This window comes from Leifsonia sp. 563, assembly GCF_040545055.1.
Lineage (GTDB): Bacteria > Actinomycetota > Actinomycetes > Actinomycetales > Microbacteriaceae > Leifsonia.
The window spans coordinates 152,247-173,763 of sequence record NZ_JBEPLE010000004.1 but is presented as its reverse complement, the minus strand read 5'-3'; the positions used below and the strand labels follow the sequence as shown (position 1 = coordinate 173,763).

Sequence of the window (21,517 nt, the reverse complement as noted above, 5' to 3'; positions counted from 1 at the left end):
TACTGTGAACGGCATGACGCAGTCCGTGGACACTCTTGTGATTCTCGGAGCATCCGGCGACCTCACGTCACGGCTCCTGCTCCCCGCCATCGGACAGTTGCTCACCGATCAGCCGGATCGCGCGTTCGCCCTGGTGGGTTCCAGCAGTGACGACCTCGACGACGACGCGTGGCGGAAGATCGTCATGACGTCGTTCGCGACGGTCGACGCGAAGGGGGATGCGGTGGAGCGCCTGCTCGCCGGCACCCGCTACGTGAAGGGCGACGCCACGAGCGCGGACGACCTGAAGTCGCTTCTCGCGAGTGTGGAAGGCGTCCCGGCGCTGTACTTCGCCCTTCCGCCGGCCGTGACGGCGAAGGCGTGCGACGCGCTCGGCGCATTCGACCTGCCGAAGGGTCTCACGCTGGCCCTCGAGAAGCCGTTCGGCACGGACCGTGAAAGCGCCATCCGCCTGAACGCGCAGCTCGCGAAGCTCGTCCCGGAGGACCAGATCCACCGCGTCGACCATTTCCTCGGGCGTTCCAGCGTGCTCAACATCCTCGGCGTGCGGTTCGCGAACAGCATCCTGGAGCCGCTCTGGGACGGTCTGCACATCGAGCGCGTCGACGTCATCTACGACGAGACGCTGGCCCTGGAGGGACGCGCGCGCTACTACGACGGCGCCGGTGCCCTCATCGACATGATCCAGAGCCACCTGCTGCAGGTCATGGCGGTCCTGGCCATGGAGCCGCCGTCGACGCTGGGCGAGGCGGACCTGCGCGATGCCAAGCAGCTGGTGCTGCGTGCGACGAAGGTGTGGGGCGGCGACCCGGTCACAGCGAGTAGGCGAGCCCGCTACGCGGCGGGGGAGATCGACGGCAAGACCCTGCCGGCCTACGCCGACGAGAGCGGCGTCGACCCGAAGCGGGAGACGGAGACCCTGGCCGAGGTCACGCTGCAGGTGGACACGTGGCGGTGGAAGGGCGTGCCGTTCACCCTCCGGTCGGGTAAGGCCCTCGGCAGCCGCCGACGCGAGATGGTCATCACCTTCGTGCCGGCCCAGCACGTGCCGACCGGGCTGAAGGGCGCGACCGAGCCGGCCCAGCTGCGGCTGATGTTCGCCCCGGACTCGATGTCCCTGGACATCAACATCAACGGCACCGACAACCCGTACGAGCTGGAGCGTGCCAGTCTGACCGCCGACTTCGGTCCCGGCGCGCTGCTGGCCTACGGCGAGGTGCTGGAGGGCATCCTCGACGGGGACCCGTCGCTGTCGGTGCGCGCGGACACGGCCGTGGAGTGCTGGCGGATCGTGGAGCCGGTGCTGACCGCGTGGCACGACGATCGCGTGCCGCTGGAGGAGTATCCGGCAGGGTCGGAGGGTCCGGAGGACTGGGCGCCGCTGAGTTGATCGGGGAGTGGGCTGATCCGGGAGTGGGTCGATCGGGGAGTGGACCGATCCGGCCGGCTCAGGCCGCGGAGCGGTGCGAGACGACCGGGAACTCGCCGGTGACCGGCTTGCGGAGGTCCGTCCACTGCGTGATCGGCGCGGGCTCCCAGCCGAAGGCGGCGGGCTCGGCCTCCGGCGTCGCAACCTCTGCTGCAGCGGTCTCGACGACGGGTGCGGCGGGCGCGGTCTCGACGACCTCGGCCGTGACGACGACGGGCTCGTCCGCGACGGCCGCGGCCAGGTGCTGCGGCTCGGTGAGGCTCTCACCGGCCTCGAGGCGACGACGGGCGTCTGCGATCGCGGCGGCGATGCCGACCGAGACCGACTGGGCGAGGATCGAGTGGAAGATGGTGTCGGTGTCGTCGTGAGCGCGGCGGACCACGGTCCACTCGCCCTTCTCGCCGATGAGCTCCGCCACCTTGGTGTGCACGAGCTCGAGGATCTGGGCGTCCGTCAGCTGCGGAACAGGAGCCGCCGGCACTGCCGCAGCGTGTCGCCTCCGACCAAACATCGCGCACCCCTTCCAGGTTCACCGTTGTATACAAGTGTCCTGGACACATGTGTTGCGACACGGCGCAACACGCCGGGGATTTCGGCGGAAATCAGCGGGTCAACGCCCTTTTCGCGAACCGAGGGGGGTGGATTCGCGCTCGGACGCCTCCTTCGACTCCTGCAGCACCGCTCCGATCGCCAGCGTCAGCGAGATCGCCGCGTTGATCCACATCAGCGGGATGCGCCAGTCGCGCGGTCCGCTCTTGGACGACTGGATGGTGGTCCACAGGCCGATCGCCGCACTGATCACGGCTCCGTTGAAGAGGTACTTGCGCATGCCGGTCCTTTCGGGGTCGTCCCGTAGCGTACGCTTCCAAAGTCGGGACCGGGAGGAGGAGGATGCGCACCGCGATCGTGGGCGCCGTGCTCCTCGTGCTCGGCGGAATCGCCGTGGCCACCGGGCTGCTACCCGTCCCTGAGGCCGTCGAGCTGTGGGACCGAGTGTGGCCGATCCTGCTGTTCGTCGTCGCCATCACGGTCGTGACGGAACTCGCGGCGGAAGCCGGCGTCTTCACCGTCCTCGCGCAGCAGACGGCGCGCTGGGGGCGGGGACGGGCCTGGGTGCTTTGGCTGCTGGTCGTCGTGGTCGCCGCGCTCAGCACGATCTTCCTGTCGCTCGACACCACCGCGGTGCTGCTCACGCCCGTGGTCATCGTCATGGCGCGGCACGCCGGGCTCAACCCGCTGCCGTTCGCGTTGACGACCGTGTGGATGGCGAACGCCGGATCCCTGCTGCTCCCGGTCTCCAACCTCACCAACCTGCTGGCCCAGCACGCCATGGGCGACCCCACCCCTGCGGCCTTCGCGGCCCTCATGCTGGCGCCCGCGCTGGTGGCGATGATCGTGCCGATGGTCGTCGTGTTCGTGATCGCGCGGAAGTCGCTGCTGGTCCGGTACGAGACGGGCGAGGAGGACGGCATCGAGGACCCGGTGCTGTTCTGGATCTCCGGCGCCGTGGTCGTCGCGCTCGTCCCGCTCCTCGTCTCCGGTCTGCCGGTGTGGCTGCCGACGAGCATCGCCGCGGTCGTCCTCGGCGTGGTCTTCCTGTTCCGCCGCCGGCAGGTGCTGCGGTTCGGGCTGGTGCCCTGGCAACTGGTGCTGCTCGCCTCCGGCCTCTTCCTGTTCATCGAGGCGCTCCACGCGGCCGGCCTCGCCACCCTCATGGCGGCGGTCTCGGGCACGGGGGAGTCGCCGCTGGCCCTGCTGCGCCTGTCGCTGACCGGGCTGGTCGGCGCGAACGCCATCGACAACCTGCCCGCGTACCTGGCGCTGGAGCCGGTGGCCGACACCCCTGCGCGGCTGGCGGCGCTGCTGATCGGCGTCAACGCAGGTCCGCTGATCACGCCGTGGGCGTCGCTCGCGACCCTGCTCTGGCACCAGCGGCTGACGTCGTTCGACGTGGAGATCCGCTGGAGCCGGTACATGCTCCTCGGCCTGATCGTTGCGCCGGTCACGGTCGTCCTCGCGACCCTGGCGCTCTCGCTGACCGTCTAGCCCGGCCCCGACGGTCTGTGGGCCGCAACACGCCGTTATCGCCCCGCGATAACGGCGCGTCGCGCCCCACGGATGCGGCTACTCGGCCGGCAGCAGCTGCGCGGCGCGCACGACCCGGCGTCGGGCGACGGCGATCAGCGCGAGGGCGAACCCGAATGCGGCCCACAGCAGGAGCCCGCCCAGGCCACGCCAGGCGTCCGCCGAGCCGTCGATCGCCCCCTGCAGCGCGGTGATGGCCGGCGCGGTCGGAAGCCAGGGGAGAGCGGCGTCGAAGAAACCGGGAGCGGTCGACACGATGCCCGAGGCGAGGGTCACCACGACGACCAGCATCGACAGGAACCGTCCGACACCGCCGAGGAGGGCGACCAGGCCGTGATTGACCGCGGCGAACGCGATGCCGGCGGCGGCCGCGAGTCCGGCGAAGCCGAACCAGTGGCCCGCGTCGACCGCGAGCGCCGGTGCCAGCACGGCCGCGACCAGCACGCCCTGCACGACGCCGAGTGCTGCGGCGGGGAGGAATCCGTCGAGCGCGATGCGTCCGGCCGCGCGCGAGGTCAGCAGCGCGCGGCGCGAGAGCGCCTGGAGCACGAGGAACGTGGCGAGCGCACCGAGCCACAGTGCGACGGAGGCGAACAGCGGGATGCTCGCCGTGCCGAACGCGGTCTCGCCGGAGGCCTTCTGCGTCACCGGCTCGGCCGCGACCTTCGCGAGACTGGTCCGCTCGCCGCTGTCGTAACTCGGGAGCTGCTTGACCGCCGCGTGCAGGCCGGAGGCGAGCGACGACGCGCCGGACGCGGACTGGTCGGCGCCGGAGGCGAGGGCGGGGATGCCGTCGCTGAGCTGCTTCACCCCGGTCGCGAACTGCTGCGCGCCGTCCGCCGACTGGGATGCGCCGCTCGCCAGCTGCTGCGCGCCGGACGCCGACTGCGATACGCCTCCGGTGTACTGCCCGAGTTGCCCGGCGAAGGTCTGCGTACCCGATGCGAGGCCGGCTCCATAGGCCTGCGCTGTGTTGAGGTCTTTCAGCTGAGCGGACAGCTGGGCGCACAGTGCGCCCACGGCGGGGTCGGCCGGCGGCGCGCAGTTCTGCGCGACGGCCGCGTTGATCCCGTTCGTGGCGGTCGTGAGGCTGGAGGACATCGTGGCGGCCGTCCCCGCGAGCTGTTGTGCACCTCCGTCGACCGCCGCGCCGTTGGACGCGAGCGTGTTCAGTCCGTCGGCGAGCCCCGATGTTCCGTCGGACAGCTGCGAGATTCCGTCGGCGAGCGACGACGCTCCCGTCGAGAGCTGCGCTGCGCCGTCCGCGAGCTGGTGCGTCCCGCTCGCCAGCTGCGTCAGGCCGCCGGCGAGCTGGTCGGCGCCCGTCGCCGCCTTGCCGAGCTGCTCGCCAAGAGTGTTGAAGCCGACGTAGACGTTCTCGATGTACGTGGAGGTCAGCTGCTTGTTGAGCACGGAGGTCGCCGTCGTCGTGACGGCCTGGCTGATGGCCGGGTCGACCAGCTTCGAGTCGGGACTGGTGCGGACGTCGATGGTGGCCTGCGTGGCGTCGGCCGCGGCTCCCGCGGTCGAGGTCGCCGCCTTCGAGAAGTTCTCCGGGATGGTGACCACCGATACGTACTCGCCGCTGTCGATGCCCTTGTCGGCATCCTTCTTGTCCGTCAGCACCCAGGTGAAGTTGTCGTTCTTGGAGTCGAGGAGGCCGGCGGAGAGCTGACGGCCGAGCGGCACGGTCTGCCCGTTCACCTTGACGGGCTGGTCGAGGTTCACCACGGCGGCCTTGACGTCGTGCAGGCGCTCGGTCGGGTTCCACAGCGCCCAGACGAGCAGCCCGCCGATGGTGATGGGGACGAGCAGGAGGCCGACGATCGTCAGCCAGGTGACGCGCTTGTCGGAGCGCATGCGCTCCAGCGAGAACAGCGAGCGCGGGCGGCGGAGGCGGGAGGAGGGGGTGGTCATCAGGCGTTCGTCTTCTCGAGGTGGGCGCCGTGCTCGGCGCGGTCGGGGTCGGTGAGGTCGGGAGCCATGACGGCGCGCGGGCCGGGGCCGGCGGAGAGGTCGACCTCGGTCGGCTCGGCGCTCTCGGGCAGCAGATCGTCGAGGCCCGCGGGCTCGACGCAGCTGACGACGAGCGCGAACGGGCGCTCCTCGACCCGGGCGCGGCTCAGCGCCGCGGTCAACTCTGCCCGGATGCGGCGGCGCTCGATCGGGTCGGTGACCGAGTCGACGGCGTCGAGGGCCAGCAGCTGCGGGCGGCCGGCGAGCGCGTGGCGGAGGTCCTCCACCGGCGTCTCGGCCGCATCCAGCCGCACGATGGCGGTGCGCGAGCGGACGGCGGCGCCCCGGACGGGCAGCACCAGGCCCGCGACCTTGACGGTTCCGCCGTCGACCGGCGTGCGGCCCGTGACGGCCATCAGCAGCGCGACGGCCGCAGTGCGGTCGTCGCCGTGCACGACGAGCACCTCGCCGTCGGCGAGCCGGAAGGACACGTCGCCCACCAGGCGCCGCTTGCGGGTGCTGACGGTCAGCCCGTCGGCCGCGGCGACGAGGTTCTGTCCGCCCACCGGCCAGTTCGCGAGCTCCAGCTCCTTCTGCAGGCCGTCGCCCTCCACGTCGAACGAGGGGAGGATGCGGTCGAGCCAGCGCGGCATCCACCACGCCTTCTCGCCGAGCAGCTGCAGCACCGCCGGGACCAGCGTCATCCGGACGATGAACGCATCGACGAACACGCCGACGGCGAGGCCGAGCGCGATGGGTTTGATGGACGCGTCGCCCTCAGGGACGAAGGCCGCGAACACCGAGATCATGATGATCGCGGCCGCGGTGACGACCTTGGCGGAGCTGACGAACCCGCTCTGGATGGCACGCCGGGCGTCGCCGCCGTGCACGTAGTCCTCGCGCATGCGGCTGACCAGGAACACCTCGTAGTCCATCGCGAGCCCGAACAGCACGCCCATCAGGATGATCGGCATGAACGAGATGATCGGCCCGGTCTTGTCGACGTGCAGCAGGTCGGCCAGCCAGCCCCACTCGAACACGACCGTGACTGCTCCGAACGCGGCGCCGACCGAGAGCAGGTAGCCCAGTGCGGCCTTGATCGGGACCGCGATCGAGCGGAACACCATCGTCAGCAGGATGAGGGAGAGCCCGACCACGAGGATGCCGAAGGGCAGGAGTGCGCCGGCCAGCCGCGACGACACGTCGATCTGGGCGGCGGTGTTGCCGGTGACCTTGAGGTCGACGCCGTACTCGTCGAGGAAGTGCTGGTGCTTCGCGCGGATCTCGGCGACCAGGTCGGCGGTCTTCTGGTCGTTCGGCCCGGTGGTCGGAACGACTTGCACGATGCCGGTGTCGGCGGTCGCGTTCGGCGTGGCGAGCGGGACGGAGGCGACGCCGGGGAGGTCGGCGATCTCATCCCCGATCTTGGTCATCAGACCGACCGGGTCGGTGCTGGAGATGATCGAGCCGGTGACGATCAGGGGACCGTTGTAACCGGGGCCGAAGTGGTCGGAGACGAGGTCGTAGGCGACGCGCGCCGGAGCGCCCTCGGGCTGCGAGCCGGCGTCCGGAAGCGCGAGCCGCAGCTGCAGGGCGGGCAGGGCGGCGATCCCCAGGGCGACGATGACGGCGACCACGGTGACGATCGGGAAGCGGATGACGGCACGCACCCAGCCGCGGAAGAACCCGGGCGGGATGTCGGCCTTCGCGGCGTGGGCGAACGACGGCGCGGACGCATCCACGGGTTCGGGGGAGTCCGCAGCGGAAGGAGCGGCCTGTGCCGTTTCGGCCTCCGTCGCACCCTCGACCGCAGCCGCCGTCGCCCCGCGCTTCGCGGCGCGCGCCGCCTTCCGGCGACCCGGCGTGAGCCGCGCCCCGGCGAAGCCGAGCAGGGCGGGCGTCATGGTCAGTGCGACGAGCACGGCGACCGCGACGCCGACGGACGCCGCGATGCCCATCGTGGTCAAGAACGGGATGTTGGCGACGGCGAGGCCGGCCAAGGCGATGATGACCGTGATACCGGCGAACAGCACGGCGGATCCGGCCGTCGCTACAGCGCGCGCGGCGGACTCCTCCGGCGGCACCCCCGACTTCAGCTGCGCCTGGTGCCGCGAGATGATGAAGAGCGAGTAGTCGATGCCGACGGCCAGGCCGAGCATCAGGGCGAGCATCGGCGTCGTCGACGAGATGGAGCCGAACAGCGTCGCGATGAAGATCAGGCACATCGAGATGGCGACGCCCAGGATCGCGGTGAGCAGAGGCATCCCGGCCGCGAGGAACGAGCCGAACGTCAGGATGAGCACGACGAGCGCGATGAGCACGCCGACGAGTTCGATGACCGAGAGTGTCGGCAGGTTCTGCGAGAACAGCTGACCGCCGACGGCCGACTTCGAGCCGTCGGGCAGCTGCTTCGCGAGATCGGCCCCCGCATCCTTGACGGCCGTCTTGGTCGCGTCGGTGACCGTGGTCATCTGGCCTTTCAACTGGACCGTGATGATGGCCGCCGAGCGGTCGTCGGAGATCAGGTTCTTCACCTGGGTGGAGTAGGGCGAGCTGACGCCGGAGACGCCATTGACGTCCTTCAGCTGGTCGACCGTGTCCTCGATCGGCTGCTTGATGTCGCCGTCGTCCACCGTCTGGCCCTCCGGCGCGACGACGACGATCTGCGCGGTGGTGCCGCTGACCTGCGGGAAGGTGCGGCTCAGCGTGTCGAGCGCCTCTTGCGACTCGGTGCCCGGAATGCTGAAGCTGTTGTCCGTGCCCTGATTGAAGAGGAGAGCGCCGCCGCCGAGGAGGGCAAGCAGGCCGATCCAGACGATGACGACGAGGGCGCGGGCGCGGTAGGCCCACCGGCCGACCGAATACAGGAGCGAGGACACGCGTTCTCCAGTGGATGAGTACCGAAAAGGGGTGAGGAGCGGTTCGATACACCTTTGTATCCGTACACGACCGTATCGGATACACTCCTGTATCGATAGCTCCTTCAGGAAGGTTTCAGCTTGGACAGCACGACTCTCAGCGAGGGCGTCACCACCGGCGTTCCCGAGGACATCCCGGCCGAGTCGGCGCGGCGTCAGCGCACCCGCGCGCGCCTGCTCGACGCGGCCTTCGACGTGTTCGCGGAGCAGGGCGTACGCGCGGCCAGCGTCGAGACGATCGCCGAGGCGGCCGGCTTCACCCGCGGCGCGTTCTACTCCAACTTCTCCAGCAAGGAGGAGCTGTTCTTCGCGCTGATGGAGCGCGAGAAGACCATGCGGCTCGAACAGCTGAACACCGGCGTCGCGCAGTTCCTGGCGCCGCTCGTCGGTGCCGGGGGAGCCGGGCTCTCCGACGAGGATGTGCTGCAGACCATCACGCACATCCTCGAGCTGCAGTCCGACGACCGGCGATGGTGGCTCGTGCAGGCCGAGTTCCAGCTCATGGCGCTCCGCGACCACGCCATCGCCGCCGACTACCTCCGCTATCACGACGAGTTCTTCGCCGACCTCACCGAGATCGTCGTCGAAGCGCTCGCGAGCGCCCGGCGCCGCTTCACGATCGCCCCGGAGGAGGCCGTCCGCGTGATCGCAGAGCTGTGCGCCAGCGGCGAAGCCCGCGCGGTGCTCGCCGGGGACGAGCGGACGTTCACCGAGCGGCTCTCCGAGTCGGTTCCCGCGATCCTGCTGGCGCTGACCGAGCGCGTTTGAGCGTTCGCCAAGCGTCGGCGACTACCCTCGATGGGATGCGACCCGAAGCATCCCGGACCTCCCGTGCGCTCCTGCGCGCGCCGCGCTCCTCGCGTGTGCTCCGCTCGGTCGCACTGCTCGCCACGGCGGCCGTCCTCACGGTCCTGACGGCGTGCTCGTCCGCGCCGACCAGCGCCGACACGCCGCATGCCGAGTCGACCGCCGTCCCGACGCCGACGGCGACTCCCGACCCGTTCCCCAAGGAGCCGCTCACCGCATCCACCCGGTACGTCGCCCTCGGCGACTCGTTCGCCGCGGGCATGGGCGGCGGCGACGAGAAGGGGAAGTGCCGGCTGAGCCCGCGCGCCTATCCCACCGTCTTCGCGCGCGACGCCGGCATCGACCTCGTCGTCAACGCGGCCTGCGCCGGAGCGACCACCTCCGACCTCCTGAAGCACCAGCTGATCGCGCTCGATGACCGTACGGACCTCGTGACCGTCAGCATCGGCGGCAACGACCTCGGCGTCGCCGCGATCGCAGGGGACTGCGCGGCGGGCAAGGCCACGGCGTGCCGCAACGAGGTCACGGCCGCCCTCTCGCTGCTGAACGTGCTGCCCGACCGGCTCGACACGGTCTACAGCGCGATCGCGCAGTCCGCGCCCAACGCGCGCATCGTCGTGACCGGCTACACCCTCCTGTACGACGCGTCCGACCCGAACGCACCCGACTTCGGCACGGCGGCGGCGATCAATGCCGCGACGCTCGGGCTGAACGAGGTGATCCGCCAGGCGGTCGACGAACAGAGGGCGGCCGGCAAGGCGATGACCTACCTTCCCGTCGACTTCGCCGGGCACGCGATCGGCGATCGGAAGCCGTGGCTCAACACGACCGGCCCGGACGTCTTCCACCCCACCGGCGCCGGATACGCCGAATACGCGAGCCGGCTCATCCAGCTGCTCGGGAAGGCGCACTAGCCGCGAACGCCCCCTGAGGGGGCTCGGAGGACGCTGGTACCCTGGCTGGTGTCCACGTCCCGACCCCTCGAGGGAGTTGACCCACCATCACCGCAACGCCTGAATCGACGACGACCGCCGCGAGCACCACCGAGAACGACGACACGTACGACCTGGTCATCGTGTCCAACCGACTGCCCGTCGACCGGGTGATCGACGAGAGCGGGAACGCCGACTGGCGGCCATCGCCCGGCGGGCTGGTGGCGGCGCTCGAGCCGGTGATGCGGTCGCAGGACGGCATCTGGATCGGCTGGGCCGGCGTCGCGGGGGAGGAGATCGAGCCCTTCGAGGCCGGCGGCATCAACATCCTGCCCGTCCCGCTGTCCGATCAGGAGCTGCAGGAGTACTACGAGGGCTTCTCCAACGACACCCTGTGGCCGCTGTATCACGACGTCATCGCGCAGCCGAGCTACCACCGCGAGTGGTGGGAGACCTACGTGAAGGTCAACCGCCGGTTCGCCCAGGCCGCCGCCTCCGTCTCGGCGCCCGGCGCCGTCGTCTGGGTGCACGACTACCAGCTGCAGCTCGTCCCCGCGATGCTGCGCGAGCTGCGGCCGGACCTCGTGATCGGCTTCTTCAACCACATCCCGTTCCCGCCGTACGGCATCTACTCGCAGCTGCCCTGGCGCCGCCAGATCATCGACGGCCTGCTCGGAGCCGACGTGATCGGCTTCCAGCGCGTCGCCGACGCCGGCAACTTCTCACGCGCCGTCCGCCGCCTCAAGGGCTTCGAGACGCGCGGCCCCATCATCGAGGTGCCGATCGACACGGACGACCCGGAGGCCGGCTCGCACCGACACGTCACCACCGACCGCCGCGGCGGCCTGGTGCGCACGGTGCTCGCCCGCGCGTTCCCGATCTCCATCGACGCCGACCAGTACCAGGAGCTCGCGCGGAAGCCGGAGATCCAGGCCCGCGCCCGTGAGATCCGCGAGGAGCTCGGCAACCCCGAGAAGATCATGCTCGGCGTCGACCGCCTCGACTACACGAAGGGGATCGGTCACCGGCTCAAGGCCTTCGGCGAGCTGCTCGAAGAGGGCCGGCTGAACGCGGAGGACGTCACGCTCGTCCAGGTCGCCAGCCCCAGCCGCGAGCGTGTCGAGACCTACCGGCAGCTGCGCGACGAGATCGAGCTGACCGTCGGCCGCATCAACGGCGACTACTCCACCCTCGGCCACACCGCGATCGCCTACCTCCACCACGGCTACCCCCGCGAGGAGATGGTGGCGCTGTACCTCGCCGCCGACGTCATGCTCGTCACGGCGCTCCGCGACGGCATGAACCTCGTCGCGAAGGAGTACGTGGCGACCCGGGTGGACGAGGACGGCGTGCTCGTCCTGAGCGAGTTCGCCGGCGCCTCCGACGAGCTCCGGCAGGCGCTCCTCATCAACCCGCACGACATCGAGGGCCTCAAGGAGACCGTGCTGCAGGCGCTCGCGATGCCGCGGCGAGACCGCACGCGGCGGATGCGCGCACTGCGCAAGAAAGTGCTGACGAACGACGTCGCCCGCTGGTCGGCGTCCTTCCTCGACGCTCTGACCCGCAGCGCGCACGGCGACCACCCGCTGCAGAACCCGCCGGTCAACCGGCGCTGACCCGGCCGGCGCTGAGCCGCATCCCTCGCCCCACTCCCTGCAGGAAAGACGCATGACCGACACCGCTTCGCACCGCCCGCCCGCCTCCGCCATCGCCCTCGCGTCGGCACTGCAGGAGATGGCGCGTGCCGACCGACTTCTGCTCGCCCTCGACTTCGACGGTACGCTGGCCCCCTTCGTGGATGTGCCGCGGGGCGCCCGAGCGCTGCCCGAGTCGAAGGCCGCGCTCGACCGCCTCGAGCACCTGCCGGACACCTGGGTCGCGTACGTCTCCGGCCGCCCGCTGTCGAGCCTCGAGACCGTCACGGAGGCGGACGAGGACGCGCTGCTGATCGGCTCGCACGGCGTGGAGATCCGCTTCGGCCGCGACGGCGTTTCCCTCGACCTGAGCCCGGAGGAGCAGGAGACCCTGGGGCGGCTCGGCGAGGCGCTGCAGGCGCTCGTGGACGACATCCCCGGCACCAAGCTCGAGATCAAGCCGGTCGGCTTCGGCGTGCACTACCGCCTCGTGGCAGCCGAGCGCGGACCGGAGGTCGTCGCCCGCGCCCGCGAGGCCGCGGCGGCGGTCAGCGACGGCCTCACCATCCGCGACGGCAAGGACATCATCGAGTTCTCCGTGCGCGGCGCGAACAAAGGCGACGGGGTCGAGCGACTGCGCGAGTACACGCACGCGACCGCGGTGCTGTTCGCCGGCGACGACGTGACCGACGAGGACGGCTTCGCGGTGCTGCACCCCGAGCGCGGCGACGTGGGCATCAAGGTCGGGACGGGCGAGACGGCCGCGCAGTACCGGGTCGCGGACGAGCGCGCGATCGCCACCCTGCTGGGCCTGCTGGCGCAGGCGCGCGAGGCGCACACGAACTCGTCCACAGACTGACGCCTTCGCGAGCTCTCCCCAGGCAGGGGACGCATGGTCGGAGCGGCATTCGAGACGTCCTAGAGTTGTTCCATGCCAGAAGTCGATTGGAAGCCGCGTTCGCGCGTCGTCACGGACGGGATCGAAGCCACCACCAGCCGCGGGATGCTCCGCGCCGTCGGCATGGGTGATGAAGACTGGGAGAAGCCGCAGATCGGCATCGCCAGCTCCTGGAACGAGATCACCCCCTGCAACCTCTCCCTCGACCGACTCGCGCAGGGCGCCAAGGAAGGCGTCCACGCGGGCGGCGGGTACCCGCTCCAGTTCGGCACCATCTCCGTCTCTGATGGCATCTCGATGGGTCACGAGGGCATGCACTTCTCGCTCGTGTCGCGCGAGGTCATCGCCGACTCGGTCGAGACCGTCATGATGGCCGAGCGCCTCGACGGCACCGTCCTGCTCGCGGGATGCGACAAGTCGCTCCCCGGCATGCTGATGGCGGCCGCCCGCCTCGACCTCTCCGCGGTGTTCCTCTATGCGGGTTCGATCGCCCCCGGCTGGGTCAAGCTTTCCGACGGCACGGAGAAGGACGTCACGATCATCGACTCCTTCGAGGCGGTCGGCGCGTGCAAGGCCGGCAAGATGAGCGAAGAGGACCTCAAGCGCATCGAGTGCGCCATCGCCCCGGGCGAGGGCGCGTGCGGCGGCATGTACACCGCCAACACGATGGCTTCCGTCGCCGAGGCGCTCGGGATGAGCCTTCCGGGCTCGGCCGCGCCGCCCTCGGCCGACCGCCGCCGCGACTACTACGCGCACCGTTCGGGCGAGGCCGTCGTGAACCTTCTCAAGAAGGGCATCACCGCGCGGGACATCCTGACGAAGGAGGCGTTCGAGAACGCCATCGCCGTCGCCATGGCGTTCGGCGGCTCGACCAACGTCGTCCTCCACCTGCTCGCGATCGCGCACGAGGCCGAGGTCGACCTCACCATCGACGACTTCAACCGCATCGGCGACAAGGTGCCGCACATCGGCGACCTGAAGCCGTTCGGCAAGTACGTCATGAACGACGTCGACCGTCACGGCGGCGTCCCGGTCGTCATGAAGGCGCTGCTGGACGCGGGCCTCCTGCACGGCGACTGCCTCACCGTCACCGGCAAGACCGTCGCCGAGAACCTCGCCGAGATCAACCCGCCCGCACCGGACGGCGAGGTCATGCGCTCGCTCGACAACCCCATCCACCCCACCGGCGGCATCACCATCCTCAAGGGCTCCCTGGCCCCTGAGGGCGCCGTCGTCAAGACGGCCGGCTTCGACGCCGAGGTGTTCGAGGGCCCCGCACGGGTCTTCGAGCGCGAGCGTGCCGCCATGGACGCCCTCACCGAGGGCAGTATCAAGGCCGGCGATGTCGTGATCATCCGCTACGAGGGCCCGAAGGGCGGCCCGGGCATGCGCGAGATGCTCGCCATCACCGCCGCCATCAAGGGCGCAGGCCTCGGCAAGGATGTACTACTATTGACGGACGGACGATTCTCAGGCGGCACAACCGGCCTGTGCATCGGCCACATAGCACCCGAAGCGGTGGACGCAGGTCCCATCGCCTTCGTGCGCGATGGTGATCTGATACGGGTCGATATCGCGGCTCGCTCCCTCGACCTACTTGTCGACGAGTCTGAGCTGACCGCCCGCCGTGAAGGCTGGGCGCCTCTTCCCCCGCGCTATACCCGTGGCGTTCTCGCGAAGTTCTCCAAGCTCGTGCGCTCCGCAGCTGAAGGAGCCGTCACCGGGTAGGGGCCGTTCGCACCACCACCCACCACCGCAGTATGTAAGGACTGATGACAGGCATGTCCACGGATGCAACCCCCAGCAGTGTGTTGCCGTCCGCGACGCCGTCCAAGGCGTCGCCCGAGATCCTGACCGGCTCGCAGTCGGTCGTCCGCACCCTCGAGCTCCTCGGCGTCACCGACGTCTTCGGGCTCCCCGGGGGTGCCATCCTCCCCATCTACGACGCGATCATGGATTCCACCCGGATCCGTCACATCCTCGTCCGTCACGAGCAGGGCGGCGGCCATGCCGCCGAGGGCTACGCGGTGGCGTCCAACAAGGTCGGTGTCGCCATGGCGACCTCCGGCCCCGGCGCCACCAACCTCGTCACGGCGATCATGGACGCGCACATGGACTCCGTCCCCGTCGTGTTCATCACCGGCCAGGTCTTCTCCACGCTGATGGGCACGGACGCGTTCCAGGAGGCCGACATCGTGGGCATCACGATGCCGATCACCAAGCACTCCTTCCTGGTGAAGGATGTCGAGGACATCCCCGCGACGATCGCGGCGGCGTACCACATCGCCGGCACCGGTCGTCCTGGCCCCGTCCTCGTCGACATCACCAAGGACGCGCAGCAGAACACCGCCCCGTTCGTGTGGCCGCCGAAGGTCGACCTGCCGGGCTACCGGCCGATCACCAAGGCGCACGGCAAGCAGGTCCTGGCAGCGGCCCAGCTGCTCGCCGAGGCCAAGAAGCCGGTGCTCTACGTGGGCGGCGGAGTGATCCGCGCCCGCGCGTCGCAGGAGCTGTTCGAACTCGCCGAGGCGACGGGCGCCCCCGTCGTCACCACGCTCACCGCGCGCGGCGCCTTCCCGGACACGCACAAGCAGCACCTCGGCATGCCCGGCATGCACGGGACGGTGCCCGCCGTGCTCTCGCTCCAGGAGTCCGACCTCATCGTCTCGCTCGGCGCGCGGTTCGACGACCGCGTCACCGGCAACACCTCCCTGTTCGCGCCCAACGCGAAGATCGTGCACGTCGACGTCGACCCTGCCGAGATCTCCAAGATCCGTGTCGCCGACGTCCCCATCGTCGGCGATGCCAAGGACGTCATCGTCGATCTGACCGCCGCGTTCCAGGACGCGACCCGCTCCGGCAAGCCCGACCTCGTCGAGTGGTGGACCTACCTGAACGGACTCCGCGAGGAGTTCCCGCTCGGGTACTCGGCCACCAGCGACGGCCTGCTGGCGCCGCAGTACGTCATCCAGCGGATCGGTGAGCTCACCGGGCCCGAGGGCATCTACACGGCGGGCGTGGGCCAGCACCAGATGTGGGCCGCCCAGTTCATCAAGTATGAGCGCCCCAACTCGTGGCTCAACTCGGGCGGAGCCGGGACCATGGGCTACTCGGTCCCCGCTGCCATGGGTGCGAAGGTCGCCCAGCCGGACCGCGTGGTGTGGTCGATCGACGGCGACGGCTGCTTCCAGATGACCAATCAGGAGCTCGCCACCTGCACGATCAACAACATCCCGATCAAGGTGGCGATCATCAACAACTCGTCGCTCGGGATGGTGCGGCAGTGGCAGACCTTGTTCTACGACGGGCGCTACTCCAACACCGACCTGAACACGGGCCACGACACCGTGCGCGTCCCCGACTTCGTGAAGCTGGCCGAGGCGTACGGCGCCCTCGGCATCCGCGTCACCAAGGAGGAGGAGGTCGACGCCGCCATCAAGCTGGCGCTGGAGACCAACGACCGCCCCGTGGTGATCGACTTCGTGGTCAGCGCCGACGCCATGGTGTGGCCGATGGTCCCGCAGGGCGTCAGCAACAGCTACGTCCAGTACGCCCGCGACCACAGCCCGTCGTTCGGAGGGGAGTGACCATGAGCACGCACGTTCTGAGCCTCCTCGTGGAGGACAAGCCGGGTCTGCTGACCCGCGTGGCCGGGCTGTTCGCCCGTCGCGGCTTCAACATCCACTCGCTCGCGGTGGGCACGAGCGAGGTCGACGGCCTTTCGCGCATCACCGTCGTGGTGGACGTCGAGGACCTCCCGCTCGAGCAGGTGACCAAGCAGCTCAACAAGCTGATCAACGTCATCAAGATCGTGGAGCTCGACCCCGCGCAGTCGGTGCAGCGCGAGCACCTGCTCATCAAGGTGCGGGTGGACAACTCCACGCGTTCGCAGGTGCTCGAGGCCGTGAACCTCTTCCGCGCCCGCGTCGTCGACGTCGCGACGGATGCGCTGGTGATCGAGGTCACCGGCGACAGCGGCAAGACGCAGGCGCTGCTCAAGGTGCTCGAGCCGTACGGCATCAAGGAGATGGCCCAGTCGGGCCTCCTCGCGATCGGCCGCGGCGGCAAGTCCATCACCGAGCGCGTCTTCCGGAACTGAGGCCGCCGCACGGCGAGCCGACCATTTCACGCACGAACCAACCAGCAAGGAGAAGCAGCAGTGGCTGAGATCTACTACGACAACGACGCGGACCTCTCGATCATCCAGGGCAAGAAGGTCGCCGTCATCGGTTACGGCTCGCAGGGCCACGCGCACGCGCAGAACCTCCGCGACTCGGGCGTCGAGGTCGTCATCGGCCTGAAGGAGGGCTCGAAGTCGAAGCCGAAGGCGGAGGAGGCGGGCTTCCGCGTCCTCAGCGCCTCCGACGCCGCGGCCTGGGCCGACGTCATCGTCATCCTCGCGCCGGACCAGGTGCAGCGTCACCTGTACGCCGACGACATCAAGGACAACCTGCAGGAGGGCAACGCCCTCGTCTTCGGGCACGGCTTCAACATCCGCTTCGGCTACATCGAGGCGCCCGAGGGCGTCGACGTGATCATGGTCGCCCCGAAGGGTCCGGGCCACACGGTGCGCCGCGAGTACGAGGCCGGCCGTGGCGTCCCCGTCATCGTCGCCGTCGAGAAGGACGCGTCGGGCAACGCCTGGCCGCTCGTGCTCTCGTACGCGAAGGCGATCGGCGGCCTCCGCGCCGGCGGCATCAAGACCACGTTCACCGAGGAGACCGAGACGGACCTCTTCGGTGAGCAGGCCGTGCTCTGCGGCGGTGTCTCGCAGCTCGTCCAGTACGGCTTCGAGACCCTGACCGAGGCCGGCTATCAGCCGCAGGTCGCCTACTTCGAGGTGCTGCACGAACTCAAGCTCATCGTCGACCTGATGTGGGAGGGCGGCATCGCCAAGCAGCGCTGGAGCGTCTCCGACACGGCCGAGTACGGCGACTACGTCTCCGGCCCGCGCGTCATCGACCCGCACGTGAAGGAGAACATGAAGGCGGTGCTCTCCGACATCCAGGACGGCACCTTCGCCAAGCGCTTCATCGCCGACCAGGACGCCGGCGCGCCGGAATTCCTGGCCCTCCGCAAGAAGGGTGAGCAGCACCCCATCGAGGCCACCGGCCGCGAGCTGCGCAAGCTCTTCGCGTGGAACGCGTCGAACGACGACGACTACGTCGACGGCGAGGTCGCGCGCTGATCGCAGCACGCACGACGCAGTAGTCTCAGGGGGCCGCACGCGACGCGTGCGGCACCCTTCTGCGTCAGGAGCCACATGGGCATCGCCGTCGAGATCGCCGTGCAGGACGTCGTCGGCGTCCGCGTCGCGCTGGCGGGGGGAGCCGACCGGGTCGAGCTGTGCAGCGCGCTCGGGATGGGCGGGCTCACGCCCTCCGCGGCCCTGATCGCCGGCGCGGTCGCCGAGTCGCGCGACACGGGTCGTGACGGATTCGTCCACGTGCTGGTCCGCCCGCGCGGCGGCGGGTTCGTCTACGACGCCGACGAGGTGGCGCTGACCGTCGCCGATGTGCGGTTCGCCCGCGAGGCCGGTGCTGCGGGCGTGGTCGTCGGCGCGTTGAACGACAGCGGGGCCGTCGATGCGGAGGCCGTCGCGGCCATCGTCGACGCGGCTGGTCCGCTCAGCGTGACGTTCCATCGCGCGATCGACGTCGCGCCGGACCCGGTGCGTGCGGCGGAGCGGCTGGCGGAGCTCGGCGTCGCGCGCATCCTCACCTCCGGCGGCGCGGAGCGCAGCATCGACGGCGTCGGGATGCTGCGGCAGCTGACGGACCGCGTGGGCGGCCGGCTGCAGGTGATGGCGGGCGGGGGAGTGCGCGTCGACGACATCCCCGAGATCGTGGCGACCGGGGTGGATGCGGTGCACCTGTCTGCGCGCGACGCGGTGCACGGGTCGCCCAGCGGCCCGGGCGGAGGCGCGGCGACCTACGACATCACGGATGCCCGGATCGTCCGTGCGGCGGTGGAGACGGCGAAGCGTCGGCGCTGAGGCGCTCCGCTGAACATGCGGCTACAGCGCGCAGAACACGCAGAGCGCGATCAGCACGATCTGCAGGATGAGGCGCGGGACGAGGGGCGTCGCGAAGACGCCGAACCGCTCGGTCTTGCCTGCGGCGTAGGCGTTCGCCGGGAAGACCGCCACCAGGAAGACCGCCAGGCAGAGGGCGGCGGGGACGCGCGTGGCCGGGATCAGGAGCCCGATGCCGCCGAGGATCTCGCAGACGCCGGTGAACGCCACCAGGACGCTCGGACGCACCACCCGCAGGGCCGGCGGGACCATCGCCGCCATGCCGCGAGCCGGCCCCGGGACGAAGTGCAGCGTCCCCATCGCGACGAACACCGCCGCGAGCAGGATGCGGACGATGAGCTGTGCGATTTCCAGAAGTGTCACCATGCCATCCTCCCCTGCGGTTGTCCACAGGCGGGCGTAACGCGGCGAAAGGCGGGAGTGGCGTCCCGCTAGAGTTAAGCCGTTCCGCGCCCCACCGACCGTGGCGCAGTCCTCCCAAGCCAGCCCTCGCACTCTGTAAGGAACTGCCACGTGACAAAGCCGGTCGTCCTGATCGCCGAAGAACTCTCGCCCGCCACCGTCGACGCCCTCGGGCCCGACTTCGAGATCCGCTCGGTGGACGGGACCGACCGGCCGGCGCTCCTCTCGGCGGTCGCCGACGCCGACGCCATCCTGGTGCGCTCCGCGACCAAGGTGGATGCCGAGGTCATCGCGGCCGCACCGGTGCTGAAGGTCATCGCCCGCGCGGGCGTCGGGCTCGACAACGTCGACATCAAGACGGCGACCAATGCCGGCGTGATGGTCGTCAACGCGCCCACCTCGAACATCATCTCGGCCGCGGAATTGACGGTCGGCCACATCCTGAGCCTCGCGCGCCACATCCCGGCCGCGCACAACGCGCTCGCTCAGGGGCAGTGGAAGCGCTCGAAGTACACCGGCGTCGAGCTGTACGAGAAGACGATCGGCATCATCGGCCTCGGCCGGATCGGCGCGCTCATCACCGCACGCCTGCAGTCGTTCGGCACCAACGTCATCGCGTACGACCCCTATGTCACGAGCGCGCGGGCGCAGCAGCTCGGCGTCCAGCTGGTCACCCTCGACGAGCTGCTCGCGCAGTCCGACTTCATCACGATCCACATGCCGAAGACGCCCGAGACGACCGGCATGATCTCCGACGACCAGCTGGCGCTGATGAAAAAGACGGCGTTCATCGTCAACGTCGCCCGCGGCGGCCTGATCGACGAGGATGCGCTCTACCGCGCCCTGACCACCGGCACGATCGCCGGCGCCGGCCTCGACGTGTTCGTCTCGGAGCCGCCGCAGGACTCGCCGCTGCTCGCGCTCGAGAACGTCGTCGTGACACCGCACCTGGGCGCCTCCACCGACGAGGCACAGGAGAAGGCGGGCGTCTCGGTGGCGCGCTCCGTGCGGCTGGCGCTCTCGGGCGAGCTCGTGCCCGACGCCGTGAACGTCGCGGGAGGCGTCATCGACCCGTACGTGCGTCCCGGCATCCCGCTGGTCGAGAAGCTCGGCCAGGTGTTCTCCGGGCTCGCCAGCAGCCCGGTGACGAGCGTCGACGTCGAGGTGCGCGGCGAGCTCGCCGACTACGACGTCAGCGTGCTGAAGCTCGCTGCGCTCAAGGGCATCTTCACCAACATCGTCAGCGAGACGGTGTCGTACGTGAACGCACCGTTGCTCGCCGACCAGCGCGGCATCGAGGTGCGCCTCATCACCGACTCGGTGAGCGAGGAGTACCGCAACCTGATCACCCTGCGCGGCGCGCTCAGCGACGGCTCGCAGATCTCCGTGTCGGGCACCCTGACCGGGCCGAAGCAGATCGAGAAGATCGTCGGCATCAACGGCTACGACGTCGAGGTTCCGGTCGCCGAGCACCTCGTGGTCATGGTCTACGACGACCGCCCGGGCATCGTCGCGGTCTACGGCCGCGAGTTCGGCGAGGCCGCGATCAACATCGCGGGCATGCAGGTCGCGCGGACGTCGGCCGGCGGCAAGGCGCTCAGCGTCCTCACCGTCGACTCACGCGTGCCGGACGGCCTGCTCGAGAAGGTGCGCCTCGCGATCGACGCCGACCTGATGCAGGAGATCGACATCACCGAGTCCTGACCGGTGTCGCGGGTCTCCGGCCACTACGGTCGGAGGCCCGCCACGCATCAGCCGGGCTGAGCGCCGCGTGCGCTTAGACGTCGCCGGCGAACCGGCGGATCAGGGCGACGAGGTCGTCGATGTCCGTCTCGTCGCGCAGCACGTTGTTCGCTGCGGGGAGCAGCGCCGTGTTGTAGTACATCCCGTCGCCGATCAGCATGATGGTGCGTGCGACCAGCGGATCGCCCACCGCCTCCTGCAGCACCTCCAGCCAGCGGCGCTGTGCGCGGGCGAGCGCATCCCGGGCCTGAGGGTCGGCTGCCTGCGCGAGCCGGGCGATCGCCACGATCGCGCGCTCGAATCGCGAATCGGTGGGGATCGACGTCCGGAGGAAGTAGTCCACCGGGCCGTCCGGCGCCGCGCGCATCGCGGCGACGTCCTCATCGATGAGCGCGGCGAAGCGGTCGAGCACACCCGCCGCCAGAGCCTCTTTGGAGGCGAAGTGGTAGAGCAGCCCGCCCTTGGAGACCCCGGCGCGGGCGGCCACGGCGTCGAGGGTTGCGGCGCGCTCGCTCTGTTCGGCGAGCAACTCCTCGAAGGCGTCGAGCACGCGGTCGCGGGCGGAGACCGGAGAGCCTGACGGCGTGATCGCAGCAGCTGCGGCGGCCGTGGCCGCAGCGGGTGCGGCGGACTCGCGCGGAGCGGGGGAGGAGGGCGCTGCGGCAGGCGGCATGACCCC

17 protein-coding genes and 1 pseudogene are annotated in these 21,517 nt (G+C 70.1%); 12 read left to right on the top strand and 6 right to left on the bottom strand.

The window, feature by feature from the left end; translation table 11 throughout:
* Positions 1-13: 13 nt before the first annotated feature.
* Positions 14-1,390, top strand: coding sequence for a glucose-6-phosphate dehydrogenase (locus ABIC47_RS13505; protein WP_354481072.1), 1,377 nt, complete (start codon positions 14-16; stop codon positions 1,388-1,390).
* Between the two features lie 58 nt (positions 1,391-1,448).
* On the opposite strand, the gene ABIC47_RS13500 is transcribed toward ABIC47_RS13505, so the two are convergent.
* Positions 1,449-1,910, bottom strand: a complete 462-nt coding sequence (locus ABIC47_RS13500) for a hypothetical protein (protein ID WP_354481071.1) — start codon at positions 1,908-1,910, stop codon at positions 1,449-1,451.
* 129 nt (positions 1,911-2,039) lie between these two features.
* Positions 2,040-2,258: a hypothetical protein gene (locus tag ABIC47_RS13495; protein WP_018190568.1), complete on the bottom strand. Its 219-nt coding sequence runs from the start codon at positions 2,256-2,258 to the stop codon at positions 2,040-2,042.
* Between the two features lie 62 nt (positions 2,259-2,320).
* Here ABIC47_RS13495 and ABIC47_RS13490 point away from each other — a divergent pair, with 62 nt between their 5' ends.
* Complete coding sequence (locus ABIC47_RS13490; protein ID WP_354481069.1) at positions 2,321-3,475, top strand: SLC13 family permease; 1,155 nt, start codon at positions 2,321-2,323, stop codon at positions 3,473-3,475.
* 78 nt (positions 3,476-3,553) lie between these two features.
* On the opposite strand, the gene ABIC47_RS13485 is transcribed toward ABIC47_RS13490, so the two are convergent.
* The gene (locus ABIC47_RS13485; protein WP_354481068.1) at positions 3,554-5,431 is read right to left on the bottom strand and encodes a YhgE/Pip family protein; all 1,878 of its coding nucleotides are present in this window, start codon (positions 5,429-5,431) and stop codon (positions 3,554-3,556) included.
* Entirely contained in the window at positions 5,431-8,349 is a 2,919-nt protein-coding gene (locus ABIC47_RS13480) for an MMPL family transporter (protein ID WP_354481066.1), read from the bottom strand. The genes ABIC47_RS13485 and ABIC47_RS13480 overlap by 1 nt, the downstream gene beginning before the upstream one ends.
* 120 nt (positions 8,350-8,469) lie before the next feature.
* Between ABIC47_RS13480 and ABIC47_RS13475 the strand changes: the two genes are divergently transcribed.
* The 9 genes and pseudogenes from ABIC47_RS13475 to ABIC47_RS13435 all read left to right on the top strand — a co-directional run bounded on the left by ABIC47_RS13475 (position 8,470) and on the right by ABIC47_RS13435 (position 18,654).
* On the top strand, positions 8,470-9,156 hold the full coding sequence (locus tag ABIC47_RS13475) for a TetR/AcrR family transcriptional regulator (RefSeq protein WP_020075056.1): 687 nt from the start codon (positions 8,470-8,472) through the stop codon (positions 9,154-9,156).
* Positions 9,157-9,191: 35 nt separating this feature from the next.
* The gene (locus ABIC47_RS13470; protein ID WP_354481064.1) at positions 9,192-10,109 is read left to right on the top strand and encodes an SGNH/GDSL hydrolase family protein; all 918 of its coding nucleotides are present in this window, start codon (positions 9,192-9,194) and stop codon (positions 10,107-10,109) included.
* Between the two features lie 161 nt (positions 10,110-10,270).
* Positions 10,271-11,743, top strand: a complete 1,473-nt coding sequence (gene otsA / locus ABIC47_RS13465; protein ID WP_089875392.1) for an alpha,alpha-trehalose-phosphate synthase (UDP-forming) — start codon at positions 10,271-10,273, stop codon at positions 11,741-11,743.
* A gap of 52 nt (positions 11,744-11,795) precedes the next feature.
* Positions 11,796-12,620, top strand: coding sequence for a trehalose-phosphatase (gene otsB / locus ABIC47_RS13460; RefSeq protein WP_354481062.1), 825 nt, complete (start codon positions 11,796-11,798; stop codon positions 12,618-12,620).
* Between the two features lie 72 nt (positions 12,621-12,692).
* On the top strand, positions 12,693-14,387 hold the full coding sequence (ilvD, locus tag ABIC47_RS13455; RefSeq protein ID WP_018190576.1) for a dihydroxy-acid dehydratase: 1,695 nt from the start codon (positions 12,693-12,695) through the stop codon (positions 14,385-14,387).
* 44 nt (positions 14,388-14,431) lie between these two features.
* Positions 14,432-16,246 carry an acetolactate synthase large subunit gene (locus ABIC47_RS13450; protein WP_502910248.1) on the top strand — a complete coding sequence of 605 codons (1,815 nt, stop codon included), beginning with the start codon at positions 14,432-14,434 and terminating at the stop codon, positions 16,244-16,246.
* 2 nt (positions 16,247-16,248) lie between these two features.
* The gene (gene ilvN / locus ABIC47_RS13445) at positions 16,249-16,758 is read left to right on the top strand and encodes an acetolactate synthase small subunit (RefSeq protein WP_026307135.1); all 510 of its coding nucleotides are present in this window, start codon (positions 16,249-16,251) and stop codon (positions 16,756-16,758) included.
* 45 nt (positions 16,759-16,803) lie between these two features.
* A pseudogene (gene ilvC, locus ABIC47_RS13440) lies at positions 16,804-17,847 on the top strand (ketol-acid reductoisomerase); the annotation flags it as partial.
* Between the two features lie 75 nt (positions 17,848-17,922).
* Positions 17,923-18,654: a copper homeostasis protein CutC gene (locus ABIC47_RS13435; protein ID WP_354481059.1), complete on the top strand. Its 732-nt coding sequence runs from the start codon at positions 17,923-17,925 to the stop codon at positions 18,652-18,654.
* Positions 18,655-18,675: 21 nt separating this feature from the next.
* On the opposite strand, the gene ABIC47_RS13430 is transcribed toward ABIC47_RS13435, so the two are convergent.
* A complete protein-coding gene (locus tag ABIC47_RS13430) occupies positions 18,676-19,059 on the bottom strand; it encodes a DoxX family protein (protein WP_354481057.1) in 384 nt (127 codons plus the stop codon).
* A 147-nt stretch (positions 19,060-19,206) separates the two neighbouring features.
* Here ABIC47_RS13430 and serA point away from each other — a divergent pair, with 147 nt between their 5' ends.
* Positions 19,207-20,799 carry a phosphoglycerate dehydrogenase gene (gene serA, locus ABIC47_RS13425; protein ID WP_018190582.1) on the top strand — a complete coding sequence of 531 codons (1,593 nt, stop codon included), beginning with the start codon at positions 19,207-19,209 and terminating at the stop codon, positions 20,797-20,799.
* Between the two features lie 73 nt (positions 20,800-20,872).
* On the opposite strand, the gene ABIC47_RS13420 is transcribed toward serA, so the two are convergent.
* The gene (locus ABIC47_RS13420) at positions 20,873-21,511 is read right to left on the bottom strand and encodes a TetR family transcriptional regulator (protein WP_354481055.1); all 639 of its coding nucleotides are present in this window, start codon (positions 21,509-21,511) and stop codon (positions 20,873-20,875) included.
* Positions 21,512-21,517: the final 6 nt, after the last annotated feature.